General features: G+C 74.5%; 17 protein-coding genes and 1 tRNA gene. 10 read left to right on the forward strand and 8 right to left on the reverse strand.

Annotated features, from left to right (window positions below; all coding sequences use genetic code 11):
• Nucleotide 1: 1 nt before the first annotated feature.
• The 5 genes from F7P10_RS29785 to F7P10_RS29805 all read right to left on the reverse strand — a co-directional run bounded on the left by F7P10_RS29785 (nucleotide 2) and on the right by F7P10_RS29805 (nucleotide 5167).
• The gene (locus F7P10_RS29785) at nucleotides 2-982 is read right to left on the reverse strand and encodes a hypothetical protein (protein ID WP_151014318.1); all 981 of its coding nucleotides are present in this window, start codon (nucleotides 980-982) and stop codon (nucleotides 2-4) included.
• Nucleotides 983-991: 9 nt separating this feature from the next.
• The gene (locus tag F7P10_RS29790) at nucleotides 992-1942 is read right to left on the reverse strand and encodes a hypothetical protein (RefSeq protein ID WP_151014320.1); all 951 of its coding nucleotides are present in this window, start codon (nucleotides 1940-1942) and stop codon (nucleotides 992-994) included.
• A gap of 185 nt (nucleotides 1943-2127) precedes the next feature.
• The gene (locus F7P10_RS29795) at nucleotides 2128-3129 is read right to left on the reverse strand and encodes a hypothetical protein (protein WP_151014322.1); all 1002 of its coding nucleotides are present in this window, start codon (nucleotides 3127-3129) and stop codon (nucleotides 2128-2130) included.
• A 23-nt stretch (nucleotides 3130-3152) separates the two neighbouring features.
• Nucleotides 3153-4112 carry a hypothetical protein gene (locus tag F7P10_RS29800; RefSeq protein WP_151014324.1) on the reverse strand — a complete coding sequence of 320 codons (960 nt, stop codon included), beginning with the start codon at nucleotides 4110-4112 and terminating at the stop codon, nucleotides 3153-3155.
• Nucleotides 4113-4192: 80 nt separating this feature from the next.
• Nucleotides 4193-5167: a hypothetical protein gene (locus tag F7P10_RS29805; protein WP_151014326.1), complete on the reverse strand. Its 975-nt coding sequence runs from the start codon at nucleotides 5165-5167 to the stop codon at nucleotides 4193-4195.
• Between the two features lie 92 nt (nucleotides 5168-5259).
• Here F7P10_RS29805 and rsmA point away from each other — a divergent pair, with 92 nt between their 5' ends.
• From rsmA to F7P10_RS29830, 6 genes are all read left to right on the forward strand, one after another.
• Nucleotides 5260-6294 (forward strand): 16S rRNA (adenine(1518)-N(6)/adenine(1519)-N(6))-dimethyltransferase RsmA, encoded by a 1035-nt coding sequence (rsmA, locus tag F7P10_RS29810; RefSeq protein WP_151014328.1) that lies wholly within the window; start codon nucleotides 5260-5262, stop codon nucleotides 6292-6294.
• Entirely contained in the window at nucleotides 6233-7324 is a 1092-nt protein-coding gene (locus F7P10_RS29815; RefSeq protein WP_254716088.1) for a glycoside hydrolase family 26 protein, read from the forward strand. The genes rsmA and F7P10_RS29815 overlap by 62 nt, the downstream gene beginning before the upstream one ends.
• A 68-nt stretch (nucleotides 7325-7392) precedes the next feature.
• Complete coding sequence (locus tag F7P10_RS29820) at nucleotides 7393-8313, forward strand: 4-(cytidine 5'-diphospho)-2-C-methyl-D-erythritol kinase (RefSeq protein WP_151018371.1); 921 nt, start codon at nucleotides 7393-7395, stop codon at nucleotides 8311-8313.
• Between the two features lie 97 nt (nucleotides 8314-8410).
• Complete coding sequence (locus F7P10_RS42760; protein WP_176611707.1) at nucleotides 8411-8575, forward strand: hypothetical protein; 165 nt, start codon at nucleotides 8411-8413, stop codon at nucleotides 8573-8575.
• A 31-nt stretch (nucleotides 8576-8606) separates the two neighbouring features.
• Complete coding sequence (locus tag F7P10_RS42765; RefSeq protein ID WP_176611708.1) at nucleotides 8607-8987, forward strand: hypothetical protein; 381 nt, start codon at nucleotides 8607-8609, stop codon at nucleotides 8985-8987.
• A 41-nt stretch (nucleotides 8988-9028) separates the two neighbouring features.
• Nucleotides 9029-10816 (forward strand): ABC-F family ATP-binding cassette domain-containing protein, encoded by a 1788-nt coding sequence (locus F7P10_RS29830; RefSeq protein ID WP_151014329.1) that lies wholly within the window; start codon nucleotides 9029-9031, stop codon nucleotides 10814-10816.
• A gap of 33 nt (nucleotides 10817-10849) precedes the next feature.
• Here F7P10_RS29830 and F7P10_RS29835 read toward each other — a convergent pair whose 3' ends face one another.
• Nucleotides 10850-11347, reverse strand: a complete 498-nt coding sequence (locus F7P10_RS29835) for a MarR family winged helix-turn-helix transcriptional regulator (RefSeq protein ID WP_151014331.1) — start codon at nucleotides 11345-11347, stop codon at nucleotides 10850-10852.
• 163 nt (nucleotides 11348-11510) lie between these two features.
• Between F7P10_RS29835 and F7P10_RS29840 the strand changes: the two genes are divergently transcribed.
• A complete protein-coding gene (locus F7P10_RS29840) occupies nucleotides 11511-12296 on the forward strand; it encodes a trans-aconitate 2-methyltransferase (protein WP_151014333.1) in 786 nt (261 codons plus the stop codon).
• 184 nt (nucleotides 12297-12480) lie between these two features.
• Here F7P10_RS29840 and F7P10_RS29845 read toward each other — a convergent pair whose 3' ends face one another.
• Together F7P10_RS29845 and F7P10_RS29850 are read right to left on the reverse strand one after the other, a co-directional pair.
• Nucleotides 12481-13200, reverse strand: a complete 720-nt coding sequence (locus F7P10_RS29845) for a TetR/AcrR family transcriptional regulator (protein WP_176611709.1) — start codon at nucleotides 13198-13200, stop codon at nucleotides 12481-12483.
• A gap of 53 nt (nucleotides 13201-13253) precedes the next feature.
• Nucleotides 13254-14207 carry an acyl-CoA desaturase gene (locus tag F7P10_RS29850; protein WP_151014335.1) on the reverse strand — a complete coding sequence of 318 codons (954 nt, stop codon included), beginning with the start codon at nucleotides 14205-14207 and terminating at the stop codon, nucleotides 13254-13256.
• Nucleotides 14208-14367: 160 nt separating this feature from the next.
• On the opposite strand from F7P10_RS29850, the gene F7P10_RS29855 reads away from it, so the two are divergent.
• The 3 genes from F7P10_RS29855 to glmU all read left to right on the forward strand — a co-directional run bounded on the left by F7P10_RS29855 (nucleotide 14368) and on the right by glmU (nucleotide 17111).
• Nucleotides 14368-15267, forward strand: a complete 900-nt coding sequence (locus F7P10_RS29855) for an ADP-ribosylglycohydrolase family protein (protein WP_151014337.1) — start codon at nucleotides 14368-14370, stop codon at nucleotides 15265-15267.
• A gap of 160 nt (nucleotides 15268-15427) precedes the next feature.
• Nucleotides 15428-15499: transfer RNA gene (locus tag F7P10_RS29860), tRNA-Gln, on the forward strand.
• Nucleotides 15500-15734: 235 nt separating this feature from the next.
• Entirely contained in the window at nucleotides 15735-17111 is a 1377-nt protein-coding gene (gene glmU, locus F7P10_RS29865) for a bifunctional UDP-N-acetylglucosamine diphosphorylase/glucosamine-1-phosphate N-acetyltransferase GlmU (protein ID WP_254716089.1), read from the forward strand.
• Nucleotides 17112-17138 lie beyond the last annotated feature (27 nt).

The following is a 17138-nucleotide window of genomic DNA, read 5'->3' on the forward strand; positions in this document are numbered from 1 at the left end:
GTCAGTCGGCCGTCCGGTACTGGGCGAGCGCGAGCACGAGGGCGGCGTCCCGGTAGAGCCGCGGCGCCGCGTTCTCGACCCGCACCACGCTGCGGCGCCCGGCGTGCGCGATCGTCGCGACGGCGGCGCCCCGGGCGTCGGTGACGAGCAGGCTCGCCGACCGCTTCCCGCCGGTGGGCCCCGCGGAGCCGAGCGGCGCCCCGCCCGGGTCGATCAGGGCGAAACGCGGCGGGCTGGGGGAGATCCTGCGGACGACCGCCACGGTGGCGCCGGACGGGTCCAGCAGGACGTGGTCCGGTTCGCGGCCCTTGGCCGACCGGTGCTCGACGATCGCGAGGGCCTGCCCGCCGGGGGACACCAGCGGCCGGAACTCGCTGCGGTCCCGGTTGATCCCGGCGGCGGCGTCCAGGGGGGTGCGGCCCCCGGCCCGGAGGGCGCGGCCGGGGACGTCGACCGGCCGGTACCCGGGCGGGGGCGGGCCGGACGGCCCCAGCACGGCGAGCGGGAGCCCGTTCGCGTGGTCCACCCGCTTCGGCGTGACGATGAGCAGCGTTCCGCCCGCCGGGTCGGCGAGCAGGCTCTTCGCGAGCCTTCGGCCCGGCCCCAGGGTCGCGCGCAGCGCCCACACCATGACCGCCGGCGCGAGCAGCAGCGGCACCAGCGGGAGGTAGTAGATCCAGTTGCGGCCGAACCCGCCCGCGTACGGGCCCATGGGGCCGACCCGCACCGGGACGTCGGTGCCCGCGTCGCCCTCGTCGAGGCCGTAGATCTCACCCGACCCGGATCCGCCGCTCCCGGTCCGCCACGTTCCGGTGCAGCTCAGGTTGTAGTTCTTCCCGGTGCCGGTCTCCACGCACCGGGCGACGGACGCGGTCCCCTGCTCCCCGGCGACGAGCGTGTAGGTCATCACCACCGGCCAGAACAGCAGCGCGACGGCGGCCACCGCGGCGATCGTGAGCGCGACCAGGCGGGTGCGGAGCATCCGGTCTCCTCAGTTGTCGTGATGGAACTGGGCGAGGACGAGCGCGAGCGCGGCGTCGCGCAGCGGCTCGGGCGCCGTTTCGTCGGCCCGCAGCACCCAGTCGCGTCCGCGCAGGCCCGCCGACGCGAACCGGTTCCCCGCGGCGTCGCGGACGGCGAGCGTCCCGATGCCGGAGGCGGTCCGGGCGGAGCCGAGCTCGGCGCCGGACGGGTCCAGCAGCCGGTAGGCGAGCGGGTGCGGCGACTCGCGGCGGACGAGCAGGAGCGGGACGCCCGACGGGGCGAGCACCGCGGTCTCGGGCTCGAACCGGGAGCCCGTGCGGTGCTCGAGGAACATCAGCGGCCGCCCGGCGGCGTCCGCGACGGCCTCGACGTGGACCTCCGGGGCGTCCCGGTCGTCCCACGGCGGCCGGTGCACCTGCGGGCGCCGTCCCGGCAGGTCCAGGCGAGGCCCGCCCGGGTGCTCGGCGGCCCGCAGGGACGCGTACGCGGACCCGCCGGGGCGGCGCACCGCGTCCCGCGAGACGACGAGCGCGCCCGGCTCGGCCAGCAGGGACGCGGCGAGCCCCCGGCCCCGGCGGAGGATGGCCCGGCGGAACCGGACGAACCCCAGTACGCCGAGCGGGCCCGGCACCGTCCAGATCAGGAACGGCCAGCCCCTCGCCCACCCGTTCGCGTAGGGACCCGCGAGGCCGATCCGGATCCGCAGCGTGTCGCCCTCCTGGTGGGCGAGGACTCCATAGATCTCGCCCGCGCCCCGCTCCCCGCCGTCGGTGCGCCAGGTGCCGCGGCAGCTCTTGATTTCGCTGCCCGTCCGGGTCGGGCCGCGCTCGCACGCCGTGACCGTCGCGGTGGCCTTGTCCCCGAAGACGAACGTGCAGGCCAGGGCGGCCGGCCACACCATCGGGGCGACGAGGAGCACGACCAGCAGGCCGAGCGGGATCAGGCGGCGGCGGTTCACGGGTATCGGACGCCGCCGCGGCCCGGCCCGTTCCCCGGCGCGGGTGTTCCGACGGGCGCGGTCACCGGGCCCGCCCGAAGGGCCGGGCCCTCGCGCCGGTCGAGGACCGGCGCGAGGGCGAGCGCCGCGTCACGTGGCGCGCGGCCCGGACGGGACGGCGACGCCCCAGGCTCGGGCCGCCCGTCTCAGTAGGCGCCGCGGAGCTGGATGAAGGCGAGGGCGAGGGCGGCGTCGCGCAGCGGCGGCGGCGCGTCCGGCTCGACCCGCAGCACCCACTTCGTCAGGCCGCGGCCCGCGGCCTCGGCGACCACCTTCCCGTCGGCGTCCCGGACCTCCATGCTCAGCACGCCGCCGTCACCGGCGGGTGCGGCGGTCCCGAGTTCGGTGCCGCCCGCGTCCAGGATGCGGAAGCGGGTCCCGTCGGTCCGGCGGATGAGGAGCCGCGGGACGCCGGACGGGTCGTGCAGCACGGTCTCGGGCTCCAGCCGCTTCTCCGAGCGGTGCTCCAGGAGCATCAGCGGCCGCTCGCCGGTGCCGGCCACGGACACGAAGAAGGTGCGGCCGTCCTTCGGCAGGCCGAGCTCGCCGTGCCGCGCGGCCCGGCCGGGCAGGTCGAGGCGCCGGTGGCCGGGCGGCGCCTCCGGCAGGGCTCGGGCGATGGTGTGCGGCGAGCCGTCGGCGAGGCGGGACCCGCCGTCGGAGACGATCAGCGCACCGGGCGCGGCGAGCAGCTCGTCGGCGAGCTTGCGGCCGCGGCGGAAGACTCCCCGGTAGATCAGGGTGTAGCCGAGCCCCAGCAGTACCAGCACGATTCCGCCGATGCCGGGGGACACCCATGCCCGTTCCCATCCGTGCCCGTGGGGGCCCAGGGGGCCGACCCGCACGGGCAGGGTGCGGCCCTCGTCCTCCCGGCTGTCGAGGTTGTAGATCTCCCCCTCGCCGGTTTCCCCGCTGCCGGTGCGCCAGGTGCCGTGGCAGGTGGCCGGACCGCGCCTCGATTCGACGCATTCCCCGACGGTGGCGGTCCCCTTTTCCCCGGCGGCGAACGTGTACGCGAGGAGGCCCGGGTGGACGGCCCAGGCGCAGAACATGACGACGGCGACCCCGGCCGGCACCTTGCGCATGGACGTACGGGGCTTGATGACGGACGTGATCGGCGGCCGGGGCGGATCCGGTGAGGACGACATGGGGGTTCTCCTCAGCAGGCGGTTCAGTAGGCGGTGCGGTTCTGGACGAGCGCGAGGACGAGCGCGGCATCGCGCAGCGGCGGGGGCGCGTCCACCTCGGTCCGCAGCAGCCACCCGGTCCGCTTGCCGACGGTCACGGCGACCCGGTTTCCGTCGGCGTCCCGCACCTCCAGCGTCGGGACGCGGGCGCGGCCGGGGGGACGGGCGGAACCGAGCTCGGTGCCCGCGGGGTCCAGCAGCCGGAACTCCCGCTCGCCCACCCGGCGGACGAGCATCGTGGGGGCGCCGGACGGGTCGAGCAGGACGGTCTCGGGGTTCAGCTTCCGGTCCGACCGGTGTTCGAGGATCATCAGCGGGCGCTCGTCCGCGTCGAGCACGGACTGGAAGACGGTGCGGCCGGGGCCGGCGAGTTCGTCGTGGCGCTCGGTCCGGCCCGGCAGGTCGAGGCGGCGGTGGCCCGGCGGCGGGGCCTCCAGACGCCGGACGAGGACGTGCGGGGCGCCGTCGGAGCGGCGCGCCCCGGCCTCGGTGACGATCAGCCCGCCGGATTCGCCGGCGATCGACTCGGCGAGCTTCAGCCGGTGGAAGACCTTCTTCCACCGGAGCACCGCGATGTAGGCGATCAGGGCGAGCAGGATGAAGCCGCCGGAGACGACCGGCATGATCCAGGCGCGGTCCCACCCGCCCGCGTAGGGCCCCAGGGGCCCGATCCGCACCCGGACGGTGTCGCCCGCGGCCTCCCGGACGTTCAGGTTGTAGATCTCACCGCGGCCGGTCTCGCCGCCCTCGGTGCGCCAGGTGCCCTGGCAGCTGCCTGAGGTTCTGCGGCCGTTGGTCGACCCGCCGAGGCTGCACGACTCCACGACGGCGGTCGCCCTCTCCCCGGCGGCGAACGTGTGGACGAGGGCGCCCGTGTAGGCGGACCAGGCGGCGACGATCACGAGGGGGATCGCGATGAGCACGTAGCGGAGGCGGCGCACCAAGGGAAGCTCCGTGTCTGGATCGAGGCGGATGCCGGTTCGACGCCGTCCGGGCGGGGGCCGTTCCCCGGCGCGGCGGCCGGTCAATCGATGACGGTGAGCCGGATGAGGACGAGGGCCAGGGCGGCGTCGCGCAGCGGCCGCGGCGCGCCCTCCTCGACCCGCAGCACCCACCGGCCCCCGTCCTTCGCGGCCGTGGCGACCGGTTCCGCGTCGGCGCCGGACAGTTCGAGCGTCCTGCCGCCGCGGCCCTCGACCGGTGCGGCGTCCCCGGCGACGGTGCCGGCGACGTCCAGCAGGTGGTACGCGTGGGCCCGCTCGGGGTCGTCGCGGACGAGCAGCACCGGGGCGCCCGACGGGTCGAGCAGGACGTGTTCCGGGTGCAGGCCGCGGTCCGAGCGGTGCTCCAGGTGCAGCAGCGGCCGTCCGGCGGCGTCCGTGACGGTCCGGAACCGGCGCAGGCGGTCCGCCGAGGCCAGCGCGGGCTGCGGGCGGTCCGTCCGGCGGCGGCCCGGCACCTCGAGGTGCCGGTGGCCGGGCGCGGGCTCCGGACCGGTGTCGGCGACGGTGGCGTAGAGGGAGCCGTCGGGGTGGCGGACCTCGGACCCGGACAACGGGACCACGAGCGTGTCGCCCGGCGCGCCGAGCAGCGCGCCGGCGAGCCTCCGGGCGGGCAGCACGTGCTTCCGCCGGATCCAGGTCGCCACCGTGATCGGTATCAGTGCCAGGGTTGCGGTGAGCGCCGCGGTCGGCCATGCGCGGTCCCAGCCGTTCGCGTAGGGCCCCATGGGACCGATCCGCACCGGGACCGGGACGGTCCCGCGCCGCTGCTCACGGGTCAGGTTGTGGATCTCGCCCGCGCCGCGGTCGCCGTCCCCGGTGCGCCAGATGCCGTGGCAGGCCGTCGAGGTGAAGTCGTCCGACCTGCGCGCATCGCATCCGTCGATGGTGGCGGTGGCCCTCTCCCCGAAGGCGAACGTGTACGCGTGAACGGCCGGCCAGAAACTCCCGGCGGCGAGGAGGGCGACGACCGAGCAGGCGAACAGGCGGCGGCGCATGATCGTTCGACGCCGTCCGGCGGGGGAGCGTTCCCATCGGCCGCGGCCCGGCGGCGGCCGGGGGAGGGCGCCGCTGCTGAGACAATCGACGGATGGGGGAGACGCGGGGACTGCTCGGGCCGGCGGAGGTCCGGGAGCTGGCGGGACGGCTCGGCGTGCGGCCGACCAAGACGCTCGGCCAGAACTTCGTGATCGACGCCAACACGGTGCGCCGGATCGTCCGCGCGGCGGAGCTCGACCCGGACGACGTCGTGATCGAGGTCGGGCCGGGGCTCGGCTCGCTGACGCTGGCGCTGCTGCCGGAGGTGCGGCGGGTCGTCGCGGTGGAGATCGACCCGGTGCTGGCGGCCGAACTGCCCGCGACGGCGGCGGCGCGCGAGCCCGAGCTGGCGGGACGGCTGGAGGTCCTGCGCGCCGACGCGATGAAGATCACACAGATTCCCGGTCCGGCGCCCACGGCGCTGGTCGCGAACCTCCCGTACAACGTGGCGGTCCCGGTCGTCCTGAACCTGCTGGCGGCGCTGCCGTCGCTGCGGAAGGCCCTGGTCATGGTGCAGGCCGAGGTCGCCGACCGGATGGTCGCCCCGCCCGGCAACAAGATCTACGGGGTGCCGTCGGTGAAGCTCGCCTGGTACGGGGACGCGCGCCGCGCCGGGCCCGTCGGGCGCGCGGTGTTCTGGCCCGCCCCGAACGTCGACTCCGGGCTCGTCGCGTTCGCCCGCCGGGAGCCGCCGGCGACCCGCGCATCCCGTGACCAGGTGTTCGCCGTGGTCGACGCGGCGTTCGCGCAGCGGCGCAAGACGCTGCGGGCGGCGCTGGCGGGCTGGGCGGGGTCCGCCGCGGCGGCCGAGGAGGCGCTGCGCGCGGCGGGCGTCGATCCGCGGACCCGGGGCGAAGCTCTGGACGTGGCCTCCTTCGCCCGGATTGCCGAGTATGGTCCTTCAGGGCGGGGCGGCTCCCCCCATGATCCCCCGGCGGCGGCCCCCGGGGACGCAGCGGACCCGGATGAGTCGGAGGACGATGGTGAAGGCGCGTTCGCGGACGGCGCGGGCGAGGATCCCGGTCGTGGCGACGACCCTGCTCGCGGTGGCGGGACTCACCGGGACGGTCGCGGCGGGGTGCTCTGACGGCGCGGGCGCGGCCCCCGACATCACGACGACGGCACGGGCCGGCGTCGCGCCCGTCCCCCCGGAGCAGGGCGCCTACTTCGGCGCCTGGCTGCCCGGCGGCGCGGCGGGCGGCGAGGACGGCGAGGGCGAGGACGGCGGCGACCCCGGCGAGAGCCCGAGCCCGTCCGGCAGCGGCAGCCCGAGCCCGTCCGCGACCGGGAGCGGGAACGTCGACGGGCCCGGCATGTCGGACGTCACCGGGTTCGAGAGCGACCTCGGCCGCAAGCTCGACATCGTGCAGACCTACCACGACTGGGAGGCCGGCTTCCCGGACGACCTGGCCCGCGAGATCACCGGCTCCGACCGGCAGCTGCTGCTGACCTGGGACGGCGGCGACACCCGCGAGGTCCTCCAGGGCCGCTTCGACGAGCTGGTCCGCGACCGCGCCCGCGCGATCAAGAAGCTCGGCAAGCCGGTGTTCCTGCGCTGGTCCCGAGACATGGACGACCCGGCCGAAGAGGAGCGCGTCCACTCGCCGGCCGACTTCGTCACCGCCTGGAAGCACATGCGGAAGGTGTTCGCCGAGGAGAAGGTGGACAACGTCGCCTGGGTCTGGTGCCCCACCGCCCGCGGTTTCGGCGCGCGCGACGTCGCCTCCTACTATCCGGGCGACGAGCACGTCGACTGGATCTGCGCGGACGCCCGGCCCAGCGGCGACGTCGACTACCAGGATCTCTCGGACTCCCTCAAGCCGTTCCTGGACTGGGCCGACGACCGCGCCAAGCCCATCATGATCGCCGAGTTCGGGGTGCCCCGCTCCTACGGCGACCGCCGCGCGCAGTGGCTCCGCTCCGCCGCCGAGTCCCTGCAGGACCCGCAGGTCAAGGCCGTCGTCTACTTCAACTCCGACGAGCGCGCCGACGGCCCCCGCGACGAGAACAACCGCTACGCGGTGACGGGCGACGAGCACGCGGTGTCGGCGCTCCGCGAGCTCGCCACCGCCCCGTACTTCAACCCGCGCAACCTCCCCGTCACCAGCGGCGGCTGACCCTCCCGGCGGGCGCGCGGGAACGCGGGGGCACCGCCCGTCCCGTAGGGTTCGGTGACGTGAATCCGGTGAGCGTGCGCGTCCCCGCCAAGGTCAACCTGCAGCTCGGCGTCGGCCCGCTGCGCGACGACGGCTACCACGACCTCGTCAACGTCTTCCACGCGGTGTCGCTGTTCGACGAGGTCACCGCCGCACCCGCCGACGCGCTGGGAATCGCCGTCGAGGCCGCACCCGGCTCCCGCGTCGCGATCGACGGCGTCCCGACCGGTGACGGCAACCTCGCCGCCCGCGCCGCCCGGCTCGTCGCCGGACGGCTCGGCGTGGAGCCGCGCGTCGCGCTGCGCATCCGCAAGGCGATCCCGGTCGCGGGCGGGATGGCGGGCGGCAGCGCCGACGCCGCCGCCGCGCTGCTGGCCTGCGCCCGGCTGTGGGACGACCCCGCCGCGCCCGCCCTCACCCCGGGCGACCTGCTCGAGCTCGGCGCTCGGCTCGGCAGCGACGTCCCGTTCGCGCTGTTCGGCGGCACCGCCGTGGGCACCGGCCGCGGCGAGCGGCTCACCGCCGCGACCGTCCACGGCACCTTCCACTGGGTCTTCGCGACCGCCGACGGCGGCCTGTCCACCCCCGCCGTCTACGCCGAGTGCGACCGGATCCGCGCCGCGCGGGGCGGGGACGTCCCGTGGCCGGAGGCGTCCGGCGACCTGATGGCCGCGCTCGCCGCCGGGGACGCCAAGGCGCTCGGCGCCGCGCTGACCAACGACCTGCAGCCCGCGGCGCTCGCGCTGCGCCCGTCCCTGCGCGAGACCCTGGACGCCGGACGGGACCTCGGCGCCATCGGCGCGCTCGTGTCCGGCTCCGGCCCCACCTGCGCGTTCCTCGCCGCGGACGCCGCCGGAGCCGCCGAACTCGCCGGCGCGCTCGGCCGCGCCGGGGTCGCCGCGCAGGCGCTCGCCGCGCATGGGCCTGTCCCGGGAGCCACAGTCATCTAGCGTCGGTGCTTTAGTTGCGCACCGCACACAAGCGAACTTCGCGCCGCCGGCGGGCGTCATGACCCGTGACGCCGATTCCGCCGACGAGGGTGAAGCGATGACGTACCTTTCCGGGTTGCTGGGGCTCGTCGCCGTCGCGATGATGGTGACGCTCGTCGTGCTGGCCGTGCGCCGGGACCGCGCGCTCCGCCGGGACGCCCCGGAGGCGGTGGCGGCCCGCCGGGACGGCGACACGGCGGAACCCTCCGCCCGCATCCCCTGACCCGCCCCGGTCCTCACCCCCTGGACTCCCCTTGGCCTCGCTGCTCCTCCTCCTGATCGTCCTCACGTTCCTCGCCCTCCTCGTGGGCGGTGTGATCCTCATCGTGGTCGTCGCGACGAAGAAGTCGCGTCCCGCACCCGGTCCCGGCCAGTACGGCCCGCCCGGTCACGGCCCCGGCCAGGTGCCGCCGCCCGGTTACGGGTACGGCCACGCCCCGTACCAGGCGCCGCCCGCCGGGCGGCCCTCGGGCCATCGCGGCGGTGGAGGCTGGGGCGGCGACGCGGCCTTCGACGGCGACTGGTCGGGCGGTCACTCCAGCGGCGGCTCCTCCGGCGGCGACTCGGGCGGCGGGTCGGGCGGCGACTCCGGCGGCGGAGGCGGCGGCGGAGGCGGCGGCGGAGGCGGGGACTGAGCGCGTATCCGGTTTGCGGCGGGCAATAGGCTGGAGGCGTCGTGAATCTGATCAATCTTGAGAACGTCGCCAAGACCTACGGGCCCAAGCCGCTGCTGGACGCCGTCTCCCTCGGCCTCGACGCCGGGGACCGCGTCGGCGTCGTCGGACGCAACGGCGGCGGCAAGAGCACCCTCGTGTCCGTCCTCGCGAAGGAGACCGAGCCCGACGCCGGGCGCGTCACGCACGCGCGCGGGCTGCGCCTCGGCCACCTCGTCCAGCGCGACGTGTTCCCGGACGGCGCGACCGTCCGCTCCATCGTGCTCGGCGACCGCGCCGAGCACGAATGGGCCGGCGACACGCGCGTCCGCGACGTCCTCGCCGGGCTGCTGCCCGGCCTCGACCTGGACGCCCCCATCGCGGGCATGTCGGGCGGCGAGCGGCGCCGGATCGCGCTCGCCCGCCTGCTGGTGCCCGAGTCCGACCTGATCCTGCTGGACGAGCCCACCAACCACCTCGACATCGAGGCGATCGACTGGCTCGCCCGGCACCTGCGGGGCCGCAAGGGCGCGCTGCTCGTCGTCACCCACGACCGCTGGTTCCTCGACGCCGTCACCGACCGCACCTGGGAGGTCGTCGACGGCCGCGTCGAACGCTACGAGGGCGGCTACTCCGCGTACGTCCTGGCCAAGGCCGAACGCTCCCGCATCGCCGCCGCGACCGAGGCCAAGCGGCAGAACCTGCTGCGCAAGGAGCTGGCGTGGCTGCGGCGCGGCCCGCAGGCCCGCACGTCCAAGCCCAAGTTCCGGGTCGACGCCGCGCAGGCCCTCATCGCCGACGAGCCCCCGGCCCGCGACGCGGTCGAGCTGACCCGGTTCGCCACCGCGCGGCTCGGCAAGACCGTCATCGACGCCGAGGACGTCACCGTCCGCGTCGGCGACCGCGACCTCTTCGAGCACCTCACCTGGCGGCTCGGCCCCGGCGAGCGCGTCGGCCTCGTCGGCGTCAACGGCAGCGGCAAGAGCACCCTGCTGCGCCTCCTGGACGGCTCGGCCGCCCCGTCCGCCGGGACGATGGTGCGCGGCAAGACCGTCCAGCTCGCGCACCTGTCGCAGAACCTCGAGGAGCTCGACCCGTCCCGCCGCGTCCTGGAGTCGGTCGAGGAGATCCGCCGCCGCATCACCGTCGGCAAGCGCGAATGGACCGCCAGCCAGCTCCTCGAGCGGCTCGGGTTCCCCGGCGACCGGCAGTGGACGCCCGTCGGCGACCTGTCCGGCGGCGAGCGGCGCCGCCTGCAGGTCCTGCGGCTGCTGATGGGCGAACCGAACGTCCTGCTCCTCGACGAGCCCACCAACGACCTCGACATCGAGACCCTCACCGAGGTCGAGGACCTCCTCGACGGCTGGCCCGGCACCCTCGTCGTCGTCAGCCACGACCGGTACTTCCTCGAGCGCGTCACCGACCACGTCGCCGCCCTCCTCGGCGACGGCCGCGTGTCGATGCTGCCCGGCGGCGTCGACGAGTACCTGGAGCGCCGCGCGAAGGCCCGCGCCGCCGCGCCCGTCCCGTCCGGTTCGGGCGGGACGTCCGGGACGTCCGCCGCGGCGGCTCCCGCGCAGCCGTCCAAGCCGAAGGGGCAGCAGGACTGGAAGGCCCGCAAGGAGCTCGACCGGCTCGAACGCCGCCTGGAGAAGCTCGCCGGGCAGGAGGCCGAGCTGCACGAGAAGCTCGCCGCGCACGCCACCGACCACGTCAAGCTCCAGGAACTCGACGGCCGGCTCAGGGAGGTCCGCGCGCAGGCCGCCGAGATCGAGGAGGAATGGCTCATGCTCGCCGAGGACATCGGCTGACCGCCTCCCGCGCCGTCCGCGCCGCCGGACGGGTCAGTCGCGGGCGGTGTCGAACGGGACGAGCAGCGTGCGCAGCAGGCCCGCGAGGGCGTCGTGCTGCGCCGGGCTGAGCCCCGCGAGGATCGCCTCCTCGCGGGCCAGCAGGTCGGCGAACGCGGCGTCCACCCGGGTCAGCCCCGCTCCGGTGAGCCGGACCAGGACGCCGCGCTTGTCCTGCGGGTCCGGGTGCCGCTCCACCAGCCCGGCCGCCGCCAGCCGGTCGATCCGGTTCGTCATCGTGCCCGAGGTCACGAGCGTCGCGCGCAGCAGCCGTCCGGGGCTCAGCTGGTACGGGGTGCCGGCCCGGCGCAGCGCCGTGAGCACGTCGAACTCCCACGACTCGAGGTCGTGGGCCACGAACACGGCCCGCCGCGCCCGGTCGAGGTGGCGGGCCAGCCGGGACACGCGGCTGAGGACCTGCAGCGGGCGCACGTCCAGGTCCGGGCGCTCGGTCCGCCACGCCTCGACCAGCCGGTCGACCTCATCCTCCATGCCGCAAGCCTACCTGTCTTGATGTCGAGATACCCGGGGTGTGGGCGTGAGGGGACCCTAGCCTCACGCCCGTCCGCCCGGCAGGTCACCCCCGCGGGGCGGTGCGCACCCGGCCATCGATGATTCTTGACATCAAGATATGGGCGAGGCATCATGTGTCTTGATGTCGAGACAGGCCGAGGCCGTATGGGACCCCGCGCAGTACGGGGTCTACGGAGACGAGCGCTTCCGGCCGTTCCGCGAACTGGTGGAACGGCTCGGTGACGTCGCGCCCCGGCACGTCGTCGACCTCGGGTGCGGGAGCGGGGAGCCGGCCGCGACTCTGGCGGGCCGCTGGCCCGGCGCCGTCGTGGAGGCCCTCGACTCTTCGCCCGAGATGATCGACGCCGCGCGCGTCCACGAGATCCCCGGACGGCTCGCGTTCCGCGTCCAGGACGTCCGGACCTGGGACGGCCACGGCGTCGACCTCATCGTGTCCAACGCCGTCCTGCACTGGATCCCCGAACACCTCGAACTGCTGCCCCGCTGGGCGGCCGCACTGGCTCCCGGCGGACGGCTCGCCTTCCAGGTCCCCGGCAACTTCGCCGCCCCCAGCCACGCGATCCTGCGGGAGCTGTGCCGCTCCGACCGATGGGCCGCGCGCCTCGCGCACGTCGTGCGGGACGCGCCCGTCCTCGGCGCCGAGGGCTACCTCGACCTGCTCACCCGGCACGGCTGCGACGTCGACGCCTGGGAGACCACCTACATGCAGACCCTCACCGGGGACGACCCCGTCCTCGCATGGGTCAAGGGCACCGCGCTGCGCCCCGTCCTCACCGCCCTCGACGGACCGGACGCCGACGCGTTCGTCGCCGAGTACCGGGAACGACTCCGGGACGCCTACCCCGCGCGCCCGCACGGCACCGTCTACCCGTTCCGGAGGATCTTCGTGATCGCCCGACGCACCTAGACCACGGCGCCGGCCGCCCGTCCGGGGACAGCGAATCGTTCCCCTGCGGTGTGCAAGACCCGGACGGGCGGGCGGCGGCGGGCGACCGACACGGTCGCAGCACAGCCCCGGCGTCGCAACCCGACGACGGCGACCCCGGCCGGCGGCCGCCCGGACGAACTCCGGACGGCCGCCGGCGCACGTCTCAGCCCGGCTGGTCCGCGCCCTCGTCCCTGCGGACCTTGCGCTGCGCCCGCGCCGCCGCCTTCTCCTCCTTCGCGGCGATCTTCTCCGCCCGCTTCTCCGCCCGCTCCATCTCCTTGCGGCGGCGCCGCGGATCCAGCGACGGACGCTGCTCCAGGCCCGACAGCCCGTTCCACGCGAGATTCACTATGTGCGCGGCGACGTCCTCCCGGTGCGGCTTGCGGACGTCCAGCCACCACTGGCCCGTCACCGCCACCATCCCGACCAGGCTCTGCGCGTACAGCGGCGCGAACTTGTCGTCGTACCCGTGCCGGTCGAACTCCCGGGCGAGGATGTACTCGACCTCCCCGGCGATCTCGCTCAGCAGGCTCGCGTAACTGCCCGTCCCGGTGCCGCCGTGCGAATCCCGGACGAGGATGCGGAACCCGTCCGGATTGCCCTCGATGTACTCCAGCAGCCCCAGCGCGGCCTTCTCGAGCTTGCCCCGGTAGTGCCGGGCGGACGTCAGCGCCTCGGTCACCAGCCGCAGCAGGCTCTCGAACTCGCGGTCCACCACGACCGCGTACAGGCCTTCCTTGCCGCCGAAGTGCTCGTACACCACGGGCTTGGAGACCCCCGCCGCGGACGCGATCTCCTCCACCGACGTGCCCTCCAGACCGCGCTCGGCGAAGAGCGTGCGTCCGATCGTCAGGAGCTGCTCGCGGCGTTCCTTGCCGGTCATCCGCTTTCTGCGGGGCCTTGGAGCGGGTTCTGTCACAGGGTCAATTGTGACGCTCAAGCGGGCTGCTTCGTGCGCCGGGACGCAAGCCGCTCGTCGTCCGGCCACCGGACGCCGTACGCCCAGCCGGCCTTCTCGAAGCCCTGGATGATCCGGGCGCTGATGTCGACCTGCCCCTTGAGCACGCCGTGCCGCGCGCACGTCGGATCCGAATGGTGCAGGTTGTGCCACGACTCGCCCAGCGACGGGATCGCCAGCCACCAGACGTTCCGGGACTTGTCACGGACCTCGAAGTCCTCCTTGCCGAACGTGTGGCAGATCGAGTTGATCGACCATGTCACGTGGTGAACCAGCGTGATCCGGACGAAACCGGCCCAGAACAGCGCCGTCAGGAACCCCGTCCAGGACATCGTGATCAGGCCGCCGAGCACCGCGGGCAGCAGGAACGACACCGCCACCATGGCCGGGAACAGCCGGTGGATCCGGGTGAGGTCCCGATCGTTCAGCAGGTCCTTGGCGAAACGCGGCTTGGACGTCTGGTCCCCGTCGAAAAGCCACCCGTAGTGCGCCCACACCAGGCCTTTGAGGAGAGCCTTCCAGCCGTTGCCGAAACGCCACGGCGAGTGCGGGTCGAACTCCTTGTCCGAGTGCTTGTGGTGGCGCCGGTGGTCGGCCACCCAGGTGATGATCGGCCCCTGGATGGCCATGCTCCCGGCCAGTGCCAGGAAGATCTTCAACGGACGCTTCGCCTTGAACGACCCGTGCGTGAAGTACCGGTGGTACCCCACGGTGATCCCGCCCGCGGTGAGCACGTAGAAGACAGCGGCGAGCACGACGTCCGTCCAGCCCAGGAAGCTGCCCCACGCCAGCGGGACCGCCGCGACCAGGGCGAGGAGGGGCACGCCGGTGAACACGGCGACCAGCAGCCGCTCACCGTTGCCCTGCTGTTCGGGTGCGAGTTCGGGGCGCCGCTGAGGGCGCGGAGGGTCCACCGTCGGGGCCGATGTCATGGCGTCACCACTTTCTGCAACTCGGGAGGCCGTACCTACGCCAACGTAACCTACGGAACCGTAGGTATGCGATGTCCGGGCGGTAAAATCAGTGGGAATGTGTCCCTCGGGTCACAGAACTCTCGGCTGCTCGCCCGTGCCCCCGGCGGAAGGACCTGGAATGGCCCTCACCTTGCACGAACGCTCGGAACGCGCCAAAGGTTCGCTCGCCGGCCTCTCGGTCGGCGACGCCTTCGGCGACCAGTTCTTCCTCCTCGCCAACCGGGACGTCTCCGCGGAGACCGGCACACCGCCCGCGCCCTGGATCTGGTCGGACGACACGGAAATGGCGTGCTCCATAACCGACGTCCTAAACCAAGCCGGGCAAATCCACCAGGACGACCTCGCCCGCGCCTTCGCCGACCGCATGGACATCGGCCGCCGCTACGGCGCCGGCGCCCTCGAACTCCTGGAGCGCATCCGGCGGGGCGACGACTGGCGGCGGGCGTCCCGCGAGAGCTTCGGCGGCAACGGTTCCTTCGGCAACGGCGCCGCCATGCGCGTCGCCCCCCTCGGCGCCTACTTCGCCGGCGACCTCGACCGTGCCGCCGAACAGGCCGTCCTGTCCGCCGAGATCACGCACGCCCACCCCGAGGGCGTCGCGGGCGCCGTCGCGATCGCCGTCGCCGCCGCCCGAGCCGCGTCCCGTCCGGGCGAGCGCATCGAACCCCGCGAGCTGATCGAGACCGCCCTCGACCGGACGACGATGGGCCAGTACGTCCGCCGCGGCCTGCGACGCTCCCTGGGCCTGCTCGCCAAGACCCCGCAGGAGGCCGCCCGCGAACTGGGCAACGGCAGCCGGATCACCGCACAGGACACCGTTCCCTTCGCCCTCTGGGCGGCCTCCACCCGCCTCGAGGACTACGAATCGGCCGTCCGCGCCTGCGTCGCCGTCGGCGGCGACATGGACACCACCGCCGCGATGGCCGGCGGCGTCGTCGCCGCCCACCGCGGCCCGGCGGCCGTCCCCTCCGCCTGGCTCGAAGCCCGCGAACCCCTCCCGGCCTGGCTGAACGTCTGAGGGACGGATCGTCGGGGCGGCGATCGCGCGGAGCCGGGCGGCGTGTCGTGGCGGAGGGGGCGCCGATGCCGTCGCCGAATGATGTGGGCTGCCGCCGCCGGTGTCGGTATCGTTGGGCGAACTGCGAGGCGAAGAGATGTCCGTTTGATCGCCTTTGCGGTCCGGTGTGGTGTAATCGGCAGCACAGTGGCTTTTGGTGCCATTAGTCTGGGTTCGAGTCCTAGCACCGGAGCTGTCCGGATTGTCCGGTGGGTTGCCGGGCGGTGGGCGGGGGATGACGGCCGCGTGTCGGGCGGTATCCTTCGGGTGTCGGGCCGACGCGCCCTGTGGCGCGTGACGTCGCAGGTGGGCCCGTACGTCAACCGTCCGCGAAGCCGAGGAGCCTCCTTGTGAGCGCTGGCCGTACACGGAGTCGGTCGAGCCGCCCGGCCGCAGTAATCGTTCTCGCCGCGGGCGAGGGCACCCGGATGAGATCCCGCACCTCGAAGGTGCTGCACGAACTCTGCGGCCGCAGCATGCTCGGGCATGTGCTGGCCGCCGCGCGGGGACTGGAGCCCGAGCGGCTCGTCGTGGTCGTCGGGCATCGCAAGGAGCAGGTCGTCGCCCACCTGGACGAGCACGCGCCGGACGCCCGCGCCGTCGAGCAGGCGGAGCGGAACGGCACCGGGCACGCGGTCCGCATGGCGCTCGAGGAGATCGGGGCCATGGCCGGGACGGTCGTGGTCACGAACGGCGACCACCCGCTGCTGCGCACCGAGACGCTCGCGGACCTGGTGCGCGCGCACGAGGACGAGGGCAACGCGGTCACCGTGCTGACGACCGAGATCCCGGACGCGACCGGGTACGGGCGGATGATCCGCGCCGGTGACGGCAGCGTCGAGGCGATCGTCGAGCACAAGGACGCGACGGCGGCGCAGCGGGCCGTCAACGAGATCAACGTCGGGATGTACGCGTTCGACGGGTCGCTGCTGGAGGACGCGCTCAAGCGGGTGACGACCGACAACGCGGGCGGCGAGGAGTACCTCACCGACGTGGTGGGGATCCTGCGGGAGGACGGGCACCGGGCGGGCGCCCATCTCGTCGCCGACTGGGTCGAGACGCAGGGCGTGAACGACAGGGTGCAGCTCGCGCAGGCGCGGCGGCAGCTGAACGACCGGATCCTGGAGGCCCACATGCGGGCCGGGGTGACGATCGTCGATCCGGCGTCGACGTGGATCGACGCGGGGGTGACGGCGGAACCGGACGCCGAGGTGCTGCCGGGCACGCAGCTGCACGGGGCGACGCACCTGGCGGCCGGGGCGCGCGTGGGGCCGGGCTGCACGCTGACCGACACGCGGGTCGGGGCGGACGCGGTGGTGGCGAACGCGGTGTGCGTGGGCGCGGAGATCGGGCCGGAGGCGTCGGTCGGGCCGTACGCGTACCTGCGGCCGGGCACGAGGCTCGCCGGGAAGGCGAAGGTCGGGACGTACGTCGAGACCAAGAACGCGGACGTGGGCGAGGGCGCGAAGGTGCCGCACCTCACCTACGTGGGCGACGCGGAGATCGGCGCGGGCTCGAACATCGGCGCGAGTTCGGTGTTCGTGAACTATGACGGCGTCGAGAAGCATCGCAGCGTGATCGGCTCGCACGTGCGGGTCGGCAGCGACAACATGATCGTCGCGCCGGTGACGGTCGGGGACGGCGCCTACACGGCGGCCGGTTCCGTGATCGTGCAGGACGTGCCGCCGGGTGCGATGGCGGTGGCGCGGGCGCGGCAGCGCAACGTGGAGGGCTGGGTGGAGCGCAGGCGGGCCGGGACGGCCGCGGCCGAGGCGGCTCGCCGGGCCCGGGACGAGGCCGAGTAGGGCCGCCCTCCGGGGCACAAGGCAGGG

Source organism: Actinomadura sp. WMMB 499 (assembly GCF_008824145.1).
Lineage (GTDB): Bacteria > Actinomycetota > Actinomycetes > Streptosporangiales > Streptosporangiaceae > Spirillospora.